The organism is Kitasatospora sp. NPDC088779 (genome assembly GCF_040685395.1).
GTDB lineage: Bacteria > Actinomycetota > Actinomycetes > Streptomycetales > Streptomycetaceae > Kitasatospora.
In genome coordinates, this window is sequence record NZ_JBFBHW010000003.1 from 136357 (window position 1) to 148798 (window position 12442).

Here is a 12442-nt window from a genome sequence, read left to right on the forward strand (position 1 = left end):
ACCACACGCTCGCTCTCCCTCCGCGACGGCCGCAGCGCGGCGCTGTGGGCCGGCCTTCCCCGGGCCGGCGCTGTGGGCGGGCTTTCCCCGGGCCCGCTTCCCGGAGCCCGTTTTCCCGTTCGGCGGGATTCACACCTGCCGGAGGTGAGGTGGGGGCCCGGTCACGGCGATGGGCCGTTCGGGTGAGGGGGACGAGGGGGACGAGGCGGGGGAGACGGGTGAGGGGGGGCGAGCCGAGGGGCCGCGTCGAGGGTTCAGCCGGGGTGCATACCGGGCCGGGAACGGGGCAGCCGGAGCCTGAAGGCCCGCCGGCCCGGGCGGGCACCGACATGTCAGGAGGAGCGATGCACCGGATCGAGGAGTCCGTCGAGGTGGCGGCGCCGCTCGGCACGGTCTACGAGAGCTGGGTCAGGTGTGAGGAGTTCCCGCAGTTCATGCGGGGTGTGGTCAGGGTCGACCGGTCGGGCCAGGACACCAGCTGGGTGGTCCGGACCGCCGCCGGCCCGCGCGAGTTCACGGCCGTGACCACGGAGCTGGTGGAGAACGACCGCGTGGCGTGGGACAGCGGCCCTGGCCCGGTGCGGCACCAGGGCGTGGTCACCTTCCACGCCGTGGGCGACGCCGCCACCCGGGTGATGTTCCAGCTGGAGGTCGAACCGCACGGGCTCTGGGAGCACCTCGCCGAGGCGCTCGGGTTCGTCGACCGCCGGGTGATCGACGACCTGACCGACTTCAAGCGCCACGTCGAGGAGGGCGGCGGACCGGTCGGGGCCACGGTCGACGACACGGTGGCATGAACCTCCGGATCGGGGGCAGCCGAAGCGTACCGGCAGCCCGATCAGGCAGCCCGATCAGGCAGTCAGACCTGACAGCCGGACCTGACAGCCAGACCCGACGACGGAAGGAGACGGTCGTGAGTGATCGCGTCAACATCTGGGAGTTCCGGGACACCGCCGGTCACACGGCGGGCACCGACCTCATCGGCTTCCACGTCGAGGCCACCGACGGAGCGATCGGCAAGATCGACAAGCTGTCCGAGGCGGTCGGCGCCCAGCACCTGGTCGTCGACACCGGTCCGTGGATCCTCGGCAGGCGGGTGCTCCTGCCCGCCGGCACCGTGATCCGGATCGAGATCGGCGAGCAGAAGGTGTACGTCGACCGGTCCAAGGACGACATCAGGAACGGTCCCGGCCTCGACGACGGCGCGGCCGACGTGTCGGCCGACGTCCGCGACCGCTACGGGCTCTACTACGACCCGTTCTACGGCGGTCGGATCTTCTGACGAAAGGGAGCAGCAGTCATGCCGTACGGTTCCACGCAGCTCCAGCCCCAGCCGCAGTCCCAGTCCGTCGGACCTGTCAGTCCGCCGGTGGTGCCGGATCCTCCGCTGCCGCCCGGCGTGCCCGAGCCGCCGCCGGATCCGGTGCTCCCGGGCCCCGCTACGCCGTCACCCGCGCCGCCCGGGCCTGAGCCCGAGCCCGAGCCGGGCCTGCCCCGCCCGCCCGAGCCGCCGGACTGACGGGCCGGACAGAGGAGTCCCGGGGTGGGCCAGAGCGTTACCCCCAGTACCCCGTGTGCACCGCGGAGGCCTCCTCGAAGAGGTGCGGGCCGGACGCCTCCACGGTGCTGCCGCCGGCGGCGAAGACCTGGCGGCACGGCAGGTCGAGCACCGGCTCCTCCGGGTCCACTCCCGCGATGGCGTTCAGCTCCGCCCCCGCGAGCGCGTAGACGACCTTGCGGATGCCGCTCCAGTAGATCGCCCCGGCGCACATCGCGCACGGTCCGGTACTCGTGTACAGGACGGCGTCGACGAGCTGCGTCGGGGCCAGGGTGCGCGAGGCCTGCCGCACCAGATTGGTCTCCGCGTGGGCGGTGACGTCGCGGTCGGTCAGCACCGAGTTCTCGGCCGTGAGCAGGACGTTCCCGGCGGAGTCGGTCAGCAGCGCTCCGAAGGGGTGGTTGCCGTGAGCCCGGGCGTCGGCCGCGATCTCGATGGCCGCGAGCAGGTGCTCGCGGGTGCGGTCGTTCATGACGTGCTCCTCAGGGGATCGGCGGTGGGGCGGGCCCCATGGTGTCGCGGTCGGGCGGGGCGGTGGTACCAGGTTGCCGCACCCGCCCTGCGCCCGCGACCACCCCCGGCGGCGGCCCGGGCCCGCGAGCCGGTGCGGAGCGTGCCGCGGGGACCGGCTCCCGCCCGGGGCGGCCGTGCTGTCGTCAGCGGGCGAACCTCTCGACGGCCGCCGGCGTGACGGGTGTGAAGAAGTTGACCAGGTTGCCGTCGGGGTCACGGAGCAGGAGCGACCGGTTGCCCCAGGGCATCGTGGTGGGCTCGGTCACGAAGTCGGTGACGAAGCCGGTCAGGTTCCGGTACACGCCGTCCACGTCGGCGACGAGGAATTCGAAGATCACGCTGTTGTTGTCGGCCGGACGGGCGGAGCCGGGCGCGAACAGCGCCACGGTCCGGGTGCTGCCGATCGCGAGGGTCCCGCCGGCGGTCCGCAGTTCGGCGAAGTCCTCGGTGGACCAGTGCGCCTGTACCCCCGTGGCCCGCTCGTAGAAGCCGACGAGGCGTGCGATGTCGTCCGTGATGATCCGGATCGAAACGAAGTCCATGGTGCTCTCTCCTCGGGTCGGTGAAGTCGTTGCACTCCGGACGGTAGAGGAAATAGTGGACAGAATCGGTCCGGTATCAGCGCTAGGCTCGTGGACATGGGCCGACCTACCAGCCGTGTGCTCACCCTCCTGGAACTCCTGCAGTCGGGCGGCATCAGGACGGTGGCCGAACTCGCCGACCGGCTCGGCGTCGACGGGCGCACCGTGCGGCGGTACGTGGACCACCTGGTCGACCTCGACATCCCCGTCGAGGCGGTCCGCGGCCGCTACGGCGGGTACCGGCTCGCCCCCGGGTACCGCCTGCCTCCGCTCATGCTCAACGACGACGAGGCGCTCGCCGTGCTGCTCGGCCTCGTCGCGGGCCGCAGGGCGGGGCTGCTGACGGCGACCGGGACCGCGACCGAGACCGCGGGCGAGACGGCGGCGGCCAAGATCCGCCGGGCACTGCCCGAGCGCCTCGCCCGTCGGCTCGACGCCGTCCTGGAATCCCTCGCCTTCACGGCTGAGCCCGGCGAGGCGGCCACCCCGGAGACGGGCGTCCTGCTCGCCGTCGCCGACGCGGTGCGCCATCGCCGCCCGATCTCGATCAGGTACACCGCCCGGGACGGCCGGCGGAGCGAACGCACGCTGCACCCGTACGGGATCGTCACCCACGCGGGCCGGTGGTACGTCACGGGCGCCGATCCCGAGATCGATCCCGGGACCGGCCAGGACCGGACCTTCCGGCTCGATCGCATCGCGGACGCGAGGCCCCTGCCGGGCTCGTTCGAGCCGCCCGCCGGGCTCGATCCGGCCCAGCGCGTCCTGTCCGGGTTCGCCAAGGCCGCGTACCGGTACGAAGTGACCCTGCGGATCCACGGGACGGTCGAGCAGATCCGTGCCCGGCTCCCCGCCAGTGTCGCGAGCATCGAGGAACCCGTACCCGAGGAAGGAACGGATCCGCACACCGAGCGGTGGCTGCACGTCGAACTGCGGGCGGAGCGGCTCGACTGGCTGCCCCCCGTCCTCGCCTCGCTCGACCGGCCGTTCGTCATCGAGCGGCCGGACGAACTCCGCGGCCTCGTCATCGCGCTCGCCGACCGGCTCGCCGCCTCCGCTCGCCAGGCCTGCGATCCGGACCGGATCGGAGGCTGATGCGCCCGCCCTGCCCTCACGGACGCCGACGCGCCCGTCCTGGCGTCAAGGACCCGCGGAACCTTCCCGGCGCGGGAGCGTTGGCAGTGCACCGGATGTCCCGGTCAGGTAGGTGGGAGGCAATCGTCGTGCTCGTAGAACCTGTCCTTGTCACCGGCGCCGGCGGTGGGGTCGGCGGAGTCGGGCGAAGGATCCTGGAGGGGTTGCGGGCGCAGAACGTGCCCGTCAGGGCTCTCGTACACCACGACGACGAACGGGCCTCGGACCTGAGGACGATGGGCGGCGTGGAGGTGATGGTCGGTGACCTCACCCGTGGTGCGGACGTGGTCGAGGCGCTGGCCGGCTGCCACCGGGCCTACTTCGGGATGAGCGTGTCGTCCGCCTACCTGGAGGCCGCGGCGACGGTGGCGGTCGCCGCCCGGGAGAGCGTCAGCCTGGAACTGCTGGTCAGCATCTCGCAGATGACCGTCTCGCAGATGGACCTCACCAGCGACGCCGAGTCCCGGCAGCAGCGACTGCACTACCTCGCCGAACACGTCCTCGACTGGTCCGGGGCGCCGGTCGTCCACGTCCGGCCCACCGTGTTCATGGAGAATCCGCTCTTCACCAAGGTGGCGGCGGCTTCGATCCGGCGGGACGGCACGATCCGCCTCCCCTTCGGCTCGGCCCGGACCTCACCGGTCGCGGCCGCCGACGTGGCCGAGGTCGTCACCGCACTCCTGCTCGATCCTGCCCCCCGGACCGGCCGCGTCCACGAACTGACCGGGGCTCGATCCCGCGACATGACGGCCATCGCGGCCGAGTTCTCCGCCGCCCTGGGCCGCGAGGTGACCTACGTCGACGTGCCCTACCAGGAGTGGCTGGAGCACGACCTCAAGAACCAAGGCCTGCCGGACCACGTGTTCGACCACATCGCCACGATGGCCAGGCTGCACGGCGAGAACCGGTACGACCGGGCGACGAACGACGTCGCCGAGCTTCTCGGTCGCCCCCCACGGGGGTTCGACACCGTGATCAAGGACCTGCTCGCCCGGCGACCGTAGCCGGCCTGCAACCGTAGCCGCCCGGCGACCGTAGCCGGCCGGGTGCCGGGGGAGCGGCCGCTCAGAGCCAGCCGCGCTGCGCCGCCTTGAGGCCGGCCTCGAAGCGGCTCGACGCGTCGAGGCGCTCCATCAGCCCGGCCATCTGGCGGCGGACGCTGCGTGCCGACAGGCCCAGGTTCCGGCCGGCGGCCTCGTCGGTGAGGCCGGACGCGAGCAGCCGCAGGAGTTCCTGCTCGGTGGCGCTGAGGCCGGTCTCGGTGTCCTTGCGCCGGTCGGCGCCGAGCGGGACGGCGGCCTGCCAGGTCCGCTCGAAGAGGGCGACCAGGGAGGCGACGATCCCGGGCTCGCGCGTGCACAGGGCGCCGAGCCGGGTGTGGGCCGGGTCGATCGGGACCACGGCGACCTGGCGGTCGAAGATGAGCATCCGGGGCGGCAGCGTCGGGCAGGTGCGGACCAGTCCGCTCTCCTCGGTCATCCAGCGGGCGTAGGCGAGCGTCGCCGGATCGTGCCGCACGCTGTCCTGGTAGAGCGTCAGCAGTGCCACGCCGCGCCGCATGGCCGCCTCGTCCAGCGGCCGGGAGGCGTCCAGGCTGGCCCGGGACTGTGCTCCGCCGGGCATCACGGACAGGCACTCCCCGGTGACCGCCTGGGCGAGGATCTCCAGCTTGGCCTGGATCGCGTCCAGGCCCACCAGGCGCTCGGCGGTCTCGACCGGGGTGTTCGGCCGCAGGTCGGCGTACTCGGCGATCGCCCGGGCGGCCGCGGCCTTGCCGATCTCCAGATCCTGCTGGCGGCGCAGCAGTTCCTGCTCCTGGCGGCGCAGGATCAGCTCCAGGCCGAGCGCGGGGCTCACCGGCAGCAGAACCCCGGGTGCCTCCCGGGAGGCCCGGAGCAGTTGCAGATCGGCCAGCCGGTCGAGGGCCTCCCGTACGGCGGGCTCGGGCAGGCCCAGCTGGTCGCACAACTCCCTGACGCCGCCCTGCGGATCGGCGAGCATGGCCCGGTAGACGGCCTCCGAGACACGGTCCAACCCCAGCATGTCCAGCATGCGCGCAGCCCCCCGGTGCGATGTCGAACGTGCCGTGCCGCCGTGCGACACATCGGGATCATCCCAGCCCGGCTTCGACTCCACAAGCAGTCCTGCCCCGGGCGGGGTCCGGCCGATTCGATGCGCTCGCCTCCCGCGCTCGCCTCCCGGTCTCGGGTTCAGGCTCTCGGGGGCAGCAGCCGTGACAGTCCGTAGTGGAAGCGGTTGTCGAAGGAGTCCGTGACCATGACCGCTGTGAGCCGGTGGTGGGCGCGGGGATCTCACGAACAACGCGGCGGGCGCCGGGGCGCCGGGTCCTGAAGCGGCCAGGCCGGTTGCTGACGGGGTTCTCACCTTCCGGGGCGCGGGCGGTGCCAGCAGGATGGTGGTCACCGGGAGAGCGGCGGGGCAACCGCCGAACAGCCTCCCCGAAGTTCTGGTCCTCGATCAGATCTCCCACCACACAAGCCGCCTGGGGTGCCGCCATGTCCAAGACCGCCCGCCTGCTCGCCACCGCCGCCGTCACCGTCGCCCTGTCGGGGATCCTGGCGCCCGCGGCCTCGGCCACCGCCGCGACCACGGCGCCGGCGGGCATCGGCTGGGACGGTCCCACCACCGTGCCGCCGGTCGTGGCGGGCGGGGCCGGGGACGGGGACGGTATCGGCTGGGACGGCTCCACCACCACCGTGCCGCCGGTCGTGGCCGGCCCGTCCGCCAGCGGCATCGGCTGGGACTGATCGCCGTGCTCCCCGTCCGGGCCACCGTCGTGGACACCAGCGGTGCGCCCACCACGACCGCCGCGGCGCGGATCGTCGAGGACGTCCTGTGGGCGCACGCCACCCCGGAGCACGGGCTCGAACACGTCCGCGCCGTACCGGACCGGGGCCGCATCGCCCTGGTGCTCTTCGTCCGCGCGGACGGCCCGACCACCGCGCACGCCCTGGCCGAGAACCTGCTGGCCCGGGCCCTCACCGCAGCAACGGCCGGCCGGTACGCCGCCGCCGTCCACCCGCACTGACCCTCGCTGACCCTCGCTGACCCGCACCGACCCTCGCTCGCCCGCCCACATCCAAGGGGACCCCCATGCCCAGCACGCCCCGTCCTGCCCGTGCCCTGCGCCGCGTCTGCGTGCTCGCCGCGACCGCCGTGGCCGCCGGTCTTCTCACCGCCTCCCCCGCCTCGGCGGACGGCACCTACTACCCGGACGGCAACAGGACGCCGACCTCCACCGGCACCCTCGGCACCGGTGTCGGGAACAAGCTCACCGGCGCCCAGATGGTCCGGCGCGCCCGGGACTGGGTCGCCCACGGGGTCACCTACAACCAGGGGCAGTCGTTCTCCGACAGCGCGGTCGGCGGCCCGTACCGCACCGACTGCGGCGGTCTCGTCGACATGGCCTGGCAACTCCCCGGCAGCCCGCCGGTCACGTACCCCGCACCCGGTATCGACGACCCGAAGTACAGCACCAAGCTCAGCAGTTGGTCCCAGCTCCAGCCCGGCGACGCCCTCGCCGTCGCCGGCAAGCACATCAACCTCTTCGCAGGCTGGACCAACCAGGCCGCCGGCGACTTCACGTACATCGCCGAGGACAACAGCAGCGTCCCGACCAAGGAGTACTCGGCCAACACCCACTGGTCCTCCATCGACGGCTACCCCACCTCCTCCTTCGAGCTGCTGCGCTCCAAGAACCTCGCTCCCGCCATTCCCGCCGACTTCAACGTCCTGCTGTGGGGCTTCAACTCGGGCCAGACCGTGTCCGGCACGCTGAACCTCACGGCACACCCGACGCAGAGCGGCGTCATCAACTGGCTCGACTACGTGGTCACCGGCCCGAACGGCTACTACAACCGCTTCCGCGCCACCAGCGGCGGCGCCACCAACTACCAAGTCCCCTTCGACACCGCCCCCTTGGCGGCGGGCACGTTCAACATCTCGATGATCGCCAACGAGATCGACGGCCAGGAGCACACCTACCAGGGCGGCGTCTTCACCATCGCGCCGCAGGCCTCCACCGCCCGGGGCTCCGCCGACTCGACGGTGCTCACCAGCAACGGCACCATCGCCCTGTACCGGGTCGGTGCGGACGGCAACGTGTACGGCACCAACCAGAACACCCCCGGCGGTCCCTTCGTTCCGTGGGCGCAGCTTTCGACGGGTGGTGGGTTCGTCGGCAAGCCGGCCGCGCTCCAGACACCGAGCGGCCTCATGGTGGTCTACGCCCGCACCACCGCGGGCACCATTCAGGGCACCAACCAGAACACTCCGGGCGGTCCGTTCGGGTCGTGGGGCACGGTTGCTGATGCGGGTGATCCGACGGGTGTGGCCAGTGATCCGAGTGTGGTGTTCACTCAGTCCGGCACCATCGCGGTCTATGTGACGTCTGCCAGCGGCAACGTCGCCGGTGCCGGTCAGGGCACGCCTGGTGGTCCTTTCTCTCCCTGGCAGCAGCTTTCGACGGGTGGTGGGTTCGTCGGCACGCCCGCTGCGCTCCAGACACCGAGCGGCCTCATGGTGGTCTACGCCCGCACCACCGCCGGGACCATTCAGGGCACCAACCAGAACACTCCGGGTGGTCCGTTCGGGTCGTGGGGCACGGTTGCTGATGCGGGTGACCCGACGGGTGTGGCCAGTGATCCGAGTGTGGTGTTCACTCAGTCCGGCACCATCGCGGTCTATGTGACGTCTGCCAGCGGCAACGTCGCCGGTGCCGGTCAGGGCACGCCTGGTGGTCCTTTCTCTCCCTGGCAGCAGCTTTCGACGGGTGGTGGGTTCGTCGGCAAGCCGGCCGCGCTCCAGACACCGAGCGGCCTCATGGTGGTCTACGCCCGCACCACCGCCGGGACCATCCAGGGCACCAACCAGAACACTCCGGGCGGTCCGTTCGGGTCGTGGGGCACGGTCGCGGACGCGGGTGACCCGACGGGTGTGGCCAGCGATCCGAGCGCGGTGTTCAGCCGGCTCAACACCATCGCCATCTATGTGACCTCCGCCAGCGGCAACGTCGCCGGCAGCAGCCAGTCCACCCCCGGCGGTCCTTTCTCTCCCTGGGGCCAGATCGGCTGATCACACCCCAGCCGCAGACCGACCGCGTGCGCAGGCCGCCACGCGCCGAGGCCCGAACCCTCGCGGGGTTCGGGCCTCGGCGCGTGGCGGCCTGGCGTTCTCGCCGGTCACGCGGGACGGCGGCGTCTCCACTGGTTTCTGAGCCCCTCGGGCCGGGGCAAAGACGGTTGAGCCGGCCGGGGCGGGGCGGGGCGGCCGCGCGGGCGCGGCCGCCGTGCTCCGGGTCAGTCCTTTCCGACGTCCTTGATCTTCTCGCCGGCCTGCTTCAGGTCGCTCTTGATCTGTTTGCCCCGGCCCTCGGCCTCGACGACCCGGTCGCCGGTGGCCCGTCCGGCGGCTTCCTTGGCCTTGCCGTGGACCTTCTCGGCCGCGTTGTGCAGCTTGTCCTTGGCACTCATCGGATCACTCCTCTCGGTAGTGGGGGCTCGGTCCGCCCCGGACGGCGTCTGCCCGGGATCGGCGGTTCCACACCCGGAACATCCGGAGTCGGCCGTCAGCCGTGAGCCGGTGTGGTGCCGACGGGGCCGGTTGGGCAGGCTCAGCGGAAGGCGGCGACGTTGCGGGCGGCCCAGTCGGCGAAGGGGCGCGGGGCGGTGCCGAGGACCCGTTGCACGTCCGGGCTGACGCGCAGCTCGGCCGGGTTCGGGGAGCCGAGGATGTCCAGGGTGTCCTCGGCGAGCTCCACCGGCATGCTGTGGGCCATGGCGGCGGAGGCCTCCTCGCGGGTGAGGTCGTGGAACCGCACCGGCGAGCCCAGGGCGGCCGCGATGGCCTGCGCCTGCCGGCGCGGGGTGATCACCTCCGGGCCGGTCAGCTCGTACACGCCGCCGCTGTGCCGGTCCTCCAGCAGGCAGGCCGCCGCGACGTCGGCGATGTCCGCCGGGTCGATGATCGGCACCCCGACGTCGCCGAAGGGCGCGGCGACGACCCGCTGCGCGCGGACGGACTCGGCCCACCACAGGGCGTTGGAGGCGAAGCCGCCCGGCCGCAGGATGCTCCAGTCCACACCGGACCCCCGCAGGACGTCCTCCAGTTCGCTCATCGCGATCCGCGTCGGGCCGAAGGGCCTGGTCGCCACGCCCTGCGAGGAGAGCAGGACGATCCGGCGGACCCCGCCGGCCACGGCCTGGCCGATGAGGTCGGCCGGGTTGGCCCCGGCGGCGTGCAGGTCGCCGGACAGCAGCAGGAAGAGCGCCTCCGCCCCGGCCAGCGCGGGTTCGAGGCCGGCCGGCCCGGCCAGGTCGGCCGCCACGTGGCGGACACCGTCCGGCACCGCTACCGCGTGCCGCGACACCGCCGTCACCTGTCGGCCCGCCTCGGCCAGTGCCCGCGTCAGCGGTCGGCCCACATTGCCGGTGGCCCCGGTCACCACGATCATGGTCAGCTCCTCGTTCGACGTCCGCCGTGGCCGCTGCGGCCTCGGTGGTCCCCACGCTAGGAGCCAGGGCTAACCCTTGGTAAGGACATACCTTGACGTAAGCTCAGGGCATGGTGGTAGGTGTGCAGGACAGGCAGGGCGAGGCCGGGAAGCGGTATGAGGTGTTTCACACCGACTGCCCCGCGCGCGAGGTGGTCGACCACGTGACCAGCAGGTGGGGCATCTGGGTGCTGATCTCCTTGCGGAGCAACGACCTGCGGTTCTACGAGCTGCGCGAGAGCATCCACGGCATCAGCGAGAAGATGCTCGCCCAGACCCTGCGCGCGCTGGTGCAGGACGGCCTGGTCTGGCGGAGGGTCGAGCCGACGACACCGCCCCAGGTCACCTACGGGCTGACCGAGTTCGGCCAGGACCTCGGCGAGCCGCTGGCCGAGCTGTTCGACCGGATCACCCGGGGGCTGCCGCCGCGCGACGCGGGATAGCAGGGAAGGGACAGCGGTCGCACCGAGCTCCCCTGCTGGGGGAGTTCCGGGCCCTGTACGCGGGCCGTCACGGCCGGCCGCCGCGACACACCCCCGGCCTCCTCCCCGGCGTTGTCACCCGCGCGCCGTAGGTTCGTCGGATGAAGCGACTGAAGACCACCCGACTGGACGCCATAGACCGAGCCCTCTTCGACCGCATCGCCGCCGCGCCGCTGCACGGCACCCGCCCCTGGCTGCGGGCGCTGAGCCGGGCTGCCGACCACGGGGTGCTGTGGATGGGCACCGCCGCCGTCCTCGGCGCGGTCGGCGGACGCCGCGGGCGCCGCGCGGCCCTGCGCGGCCTCGGCTCGCTCGCCATCGCCTCGGCCACCGCCAACACCGTCGCCAAGCACGCCACCCGCAGGCCCCGCCCGGTGCTGGACGCCGTCCCGGCCGTGCGCCGGCTGCTGCGCCAGCCCGTCACCACCTCCTTCCCCTCCGGTCACTCCGCGTCCGCGGCCGCCTTCGCCGCCGGTGTGGCGATCGAGTCCCCGCTGCTGGGCGCGGCCGTCGCGCCGGTCGCGGCGGCGGTGGCCCTCTCGCGCGTCTACACCGGCGTGCACTACCCGGGCGACGTCCTGGCCGGTGCGGCACTGGGTACGGCGGCCGCCGCCGCGACCCTGCACTGGTGGCCGCGCTCGTCCGACGTGCCGCCGCCCGCCGCCCCGGCCCCCTGTCCGGCCCCGGCCCTGCCGCAGGGGAGGGGGCTGTCGGTGGTGGTCAACTCGGGCTCCGGCAGCGGCTCTCCGCTCGCCCCCACCGCCGAGGACGTGGCCGGGACGCTGCGCGCCCTGCTGCCCGAGGCGGACGTCCGGGTGTGCGGGCCGCAGGATGATCTGGCGAAGATATTGACGGAAGCCGCCGACCGGGCCGCCAGGGCCGGTGGCGCGCTCGGGGTGTGCGGCGGTGACGGCAGCGTCAACCTGGCCGCGGCGCTGGCCGTCGAGCGCGCGCTGCCGTTGGCGGTCTTCCCCGGCGGCACCCTCAACCACTTCGCCCTCGACCTCGGCGCCACCACCCACGAGGCCACCGCCGAGGCCGTCCAGGCGGGCACCGCCGTCGGCGTGGACCTGGGCCTGGCCGCCGACGACGCCGGCGCCCGGACCTTCGTGAACACCTTCAGCCTCGGCATCTACCCCGAACTCGTCCACCAGCGGGAGAAGTTGGAGAAGCGCATCGGCAAGTGGCCGGCCCTCGCGGTGGCCGTCGCCAAGCTGCTGCCGACCGCCGAACCCGTCACCGTCCACGCCGACGGCCGCCCGCACCGGCTGTGGCTGCTGTTCGCCGGCAACGGGGCGTACGAACCGGCGGGCTTCGCCCCCACCCACCGCGCCGCCCTGGCCGACGGACAGCTCGACGTCCGGGTCGTCGACGGCGGCCGGCCCTTCGCCCGCACCCGCCTGGCCGCCGCCTTCCTGTCCGGCACCCTGGACCGGTCCCGGGTCTACCGGGCCGCCCGGCTGCGCGCCCTGGACCTGGACTCCCTCGGCGACGCCGCCCGCATCGCCGTCGACGGCGAGAGCGTCCCCGCGCGCGGCGCCCTGCGACTGTCCAAGGTCCCGGCCGGGCTCACCGTGTACCGGCCCGCGACCGCCGCCCCGGCGAGCGAGCCGCGCCGCCCGGGCCGGGACGGGCGAAGCGGGGGCGGGCGGTAGCCGCAGGG

14 protein-coding genes are annotated in these 12442 nt (G+C 73.2%); 9 read left to right on the plus strand and 5 right to left on the minus strand.

Features of this window, described 5'->3' with window-relative positions; genetic code table 11:
- The first annotated feature begins 344 nt into the window (after positions 1–344).
- Together AB0P03_RS03640 and AB0P03_RS03645 are read left to right on the plus strand one after the other, a co-directional pair.
- Complete coding sequence (locus AB0P03_RS03640; protein WP_363584330.1) at positions 345–797, plus strand: SRPBCC family protein; 453 nt, start codon at positions 345–347, stop codon at positions 795–797.
- Between the two features lie 116 nt (positions 798–913).
- Positions 914–1282, plus strand: a complete 369-nt coding sequence (locus AB0P03_RS03645; RefSeq protein WP_063352503.1) for a hypothetical protein — start codon at positions 914–916, stop codon at positions 1280–1282.
- Between the two features lie 274 nt (positions 1283–1556).
- On the opposite strand, the gene AB0P03_RS03650 is transcribed toward AB0P03_RS03645, so the two are convergent.
- Both AB0P03_RS03650 and AB0P03_RS03655 read right to left on the minus strand, forming a co-directional pair.
- On the minus strand, positions 1557–2030 hold the full coding sequence (locus AB0P03_RS03650) for a nucleoside deaminase (RefSeq protein ID WP_363627715.1): 474 nt from the start codon (positions 2028–2030) through the stop codon (positions 1557–1559).
- 184 nt (positions 2031–2214) lie between these two features.
- Positions 2215–2613, minus strand: a complete 399-nt coding sequence (locus AB0P03_RS03655) for a VOC family protein (RefSeq protein WP_363584334.1) — start codon at positions 2611–2613, stop codon at positions 2215–2217.
- Positions 2614–2709: 96 nt separating this feature from the next.
- Between AB0P03_RS03655 and AB0P03_RS03660 the strand changes: the two genes are divergently transcribed.
- A complete protein-coding gene (locus AB0P03_RS03660; RefSeq protein ID WP_363627716.1) occupies positions 2710–3747 on the plus strand; it encodes a YafY family protein in 1038 nt (345 codons plus the stop codon).
- A 95-nt stretch (positions 3748–3842) separates the two neighbouring features.
- Positions 3843–4790: an NAD(P)H-binding protein gene (locus tag AB0P03_RS03665; protein ID WP_363627791.1), complete on the plus strand. Its 948-nt coding sequence runs from the start codon at positions 3843–3845 to the stop codon at positions 4788–4790.
- Positions 4791–4851: 61 nt separating this feature from the next.
- Here AB0P03_RS03665 and AB0P03_RS03670 read toward each other — a convergent pair whose 3' ends face one another.
- The gene (locus AB0P03_RS03670) at positions 4852–5838 is read right to left on the minus strand and encodes a LuxR C-terminal-related transcriptional regulator (RefSeq protein ID WP_363584338.1); all 987 of its coding nucleotides are present in this window, start codon (positions 5836–5838) and stop codon (positions 4852–4854) included.
- 464 nt (positions 5839–6302) lie between these two features.
- Here AB0P03_RS03670 and AB0P03_RS03675 point away from each other — a divergent pair, with 464 nt between their 5' ends.
- From AB0P03_RS03675 to AB0P03_RS03685, 3 genes are all read left to right on the plus strand, one after another.
- Entirely contained in the window at positions 6303–6554 is a 252-nt protein-coding gene (locus tag AB0P03_RS03675; protein ID WP_363584340.1) for a hypothetical protein, read from the plus strand.
- Positions 6555–6559: 5 nt separating this feature from the next.
- Positions 6560–6835, plus strand: coding sequence for a hypothetical protein (locus AB0P03_RS03680; protein ID WP_363627717.1), 276 nt, complete (start codon positions 6560–6562; stop codon positions 6833–6835).
- A 65-nt stretch (positions 6836–6900) separates the two neighbouring features.
- A complete protein-coding gene (locus tag AB0P03_RS03685) occupies positions 6901–8880 on the plus strand; it encodes a hypothetical protein (RefSeq protein ID WP_363627718.1) in 1980 nt (659 codons plus the stop codon).
- Positions 8881–9104: 224 nt separating this feature from the next.
- On the opposite strand, the gene AB0P03_RS03690 is transcribed toward AB0P03_RS03685, so the two are convergent.
- Together AB0P03_RS03690 and AB0P03_RS03695 are read right to left on the minus strand one after the other, a co-directional pair.
- Positions 9105–9278 carry a CsbD family protein gene (locus tag AB0P03_RS03690; protein WP_063352486.1) on the minus strand — a complete coding sequence of 58 codons (174 nt, stop codon included), beginning with the start codon at positions 9276–9278 and terminating at the stop codon, positions 9105–9107.
- Positions 9279–9418: 140 nt separating this feature from the next.
- Positions 9419–10258 carry an NAD(P)H-binding protein gene (locus AB0P03_RS03695; protein ID WP_363627719.1) on the minus strand — a complete coding sequence of 280 codons (840 nt, stop codon included), beginning with the start codon at positions 10256–10258 and terminating at the stop codon, positions 9419–9421.
- Positions 10259–10368: 110 nt separating this feature from the next.
- Here AB0P03_RS03695 and AB0P03_RS03700 point away from each other — a divergent pair, with 110 nt between their 5' ends.
- Positions 10369–10740 (plus strand): helix-turn-helix domain-containing protein, encoded by a 372-nt coding sequence (locus AB0P03_RS03700; RefSeq protein ID WP_363584348.1) that lies wholly within the window; start codon positions 10369–10371, stop codon positions 10738–10740.
- A gap of 140 nt (positions 10741–10880) precedes the next feature.
- Positions 10881–12434 (plus strand): phosphatase PAP2 family protein, encoded by a 1554-nt coding sequence (locus AB0P03_RS03705; RefSeq protein ID WP_363627720.1) that lies wholly within the window; start codon positions 10881–10883, stop codon positions 12432–12434.
- The last annotated feature ends 8 nt before the right edge of the window (positions 12435–12442 follow it).

Excerpts from the sequence above, each read along its gene's own strand:
- AB0P03_RS03695 (WP_363627719.1), bottom strand. The coding sequence starts at position 10,258 with ATGATCGTGGTGACCGGGGCCACCGGCAATGTGGGCCGACCGCTGACG.
- AB0P03_RS03650 (WP_363627715.1), bottom strand. The coding sequence starts at position 2,030 with ATGAACGACCGCACCCGCGAGCACCTGCTCGCGGCCATCGAGATCGCG.
- AB0P03_RS03665 (WP_363627791.1), top strand. The coding sequence starts at position 3,843 with ATGTCCCGGTCAGGTAGGTGGGAGGCAATCGTCGTGCTCGTAGAACCT.
- AB0P03_RS03640 (WP_363584330.1), top strand. The coding sequence starts at position 345 with ATGCACCGGATCGAGGAGTCCGTCGAGGTGGCGGCGCCGCTCGGCACG.
- AB0P03_RS03685 (WP_363627718.1), top strand. The coding sequence starts at position 6,901 with ATGCCCAGCACGCCCCGTCCTGCCCGTGCCCTGCGCCGCGTCTGCGTG.
- AB0P03_RS03675 (WP_363584340.1), top strand. The coding sequence starts at position 6,303 with ATGTCCAAGACCGCCCGCCTGCTCGCCACCGCCGCCGTCACCGTCGCC.
- AB0P03_RS03690 (WP_063352486.1), bottom strand. The coding sequence starts at position 9,278 with ATGAGTGCCAAGGACAAGCTGCACAACGCGGCCGAGAAGGTCCACGGC.
- AB0P03_RS03670 (WP_363584338.1), bottom strand. The coding sequence starts at position 5,838 with ATGCTGGACATGCTGGGGTTGGACCGTGTCTCGGAGGCCGTCTACCGG.
- AB0P03_RS03655 (WP_363584334.1), bottom strand. The coding sequence starts at position 2,613 with ATGGACTTCGTTTCGATCCGGATCATCACGGACGACATCGCACGCCTC.
- AB0P03_RS03700 (WP_363584348.1), top strand. The coding sequence starts at position 10,369 with ATGGTGGTAGGTGTGCAGGACAGGCAGGGCGAGGCCGGGAAGCGGTAT.
- AB0P03_RS03660 (WP_363627716.1), top strand. The coding sequence starts at position 2,710 with ATGGGCCGACCTACCAGCCGTGTGCTCACCCTCCTGGAACTCCTGCAG.
- AB0P03_RS03705 (WP_363627720.1), top strand. The coding sequence starts at position 10,881 with ATGAAGCGACTGAAGACCACCCGACTGGACGCCATAGACCGAGCCCTC.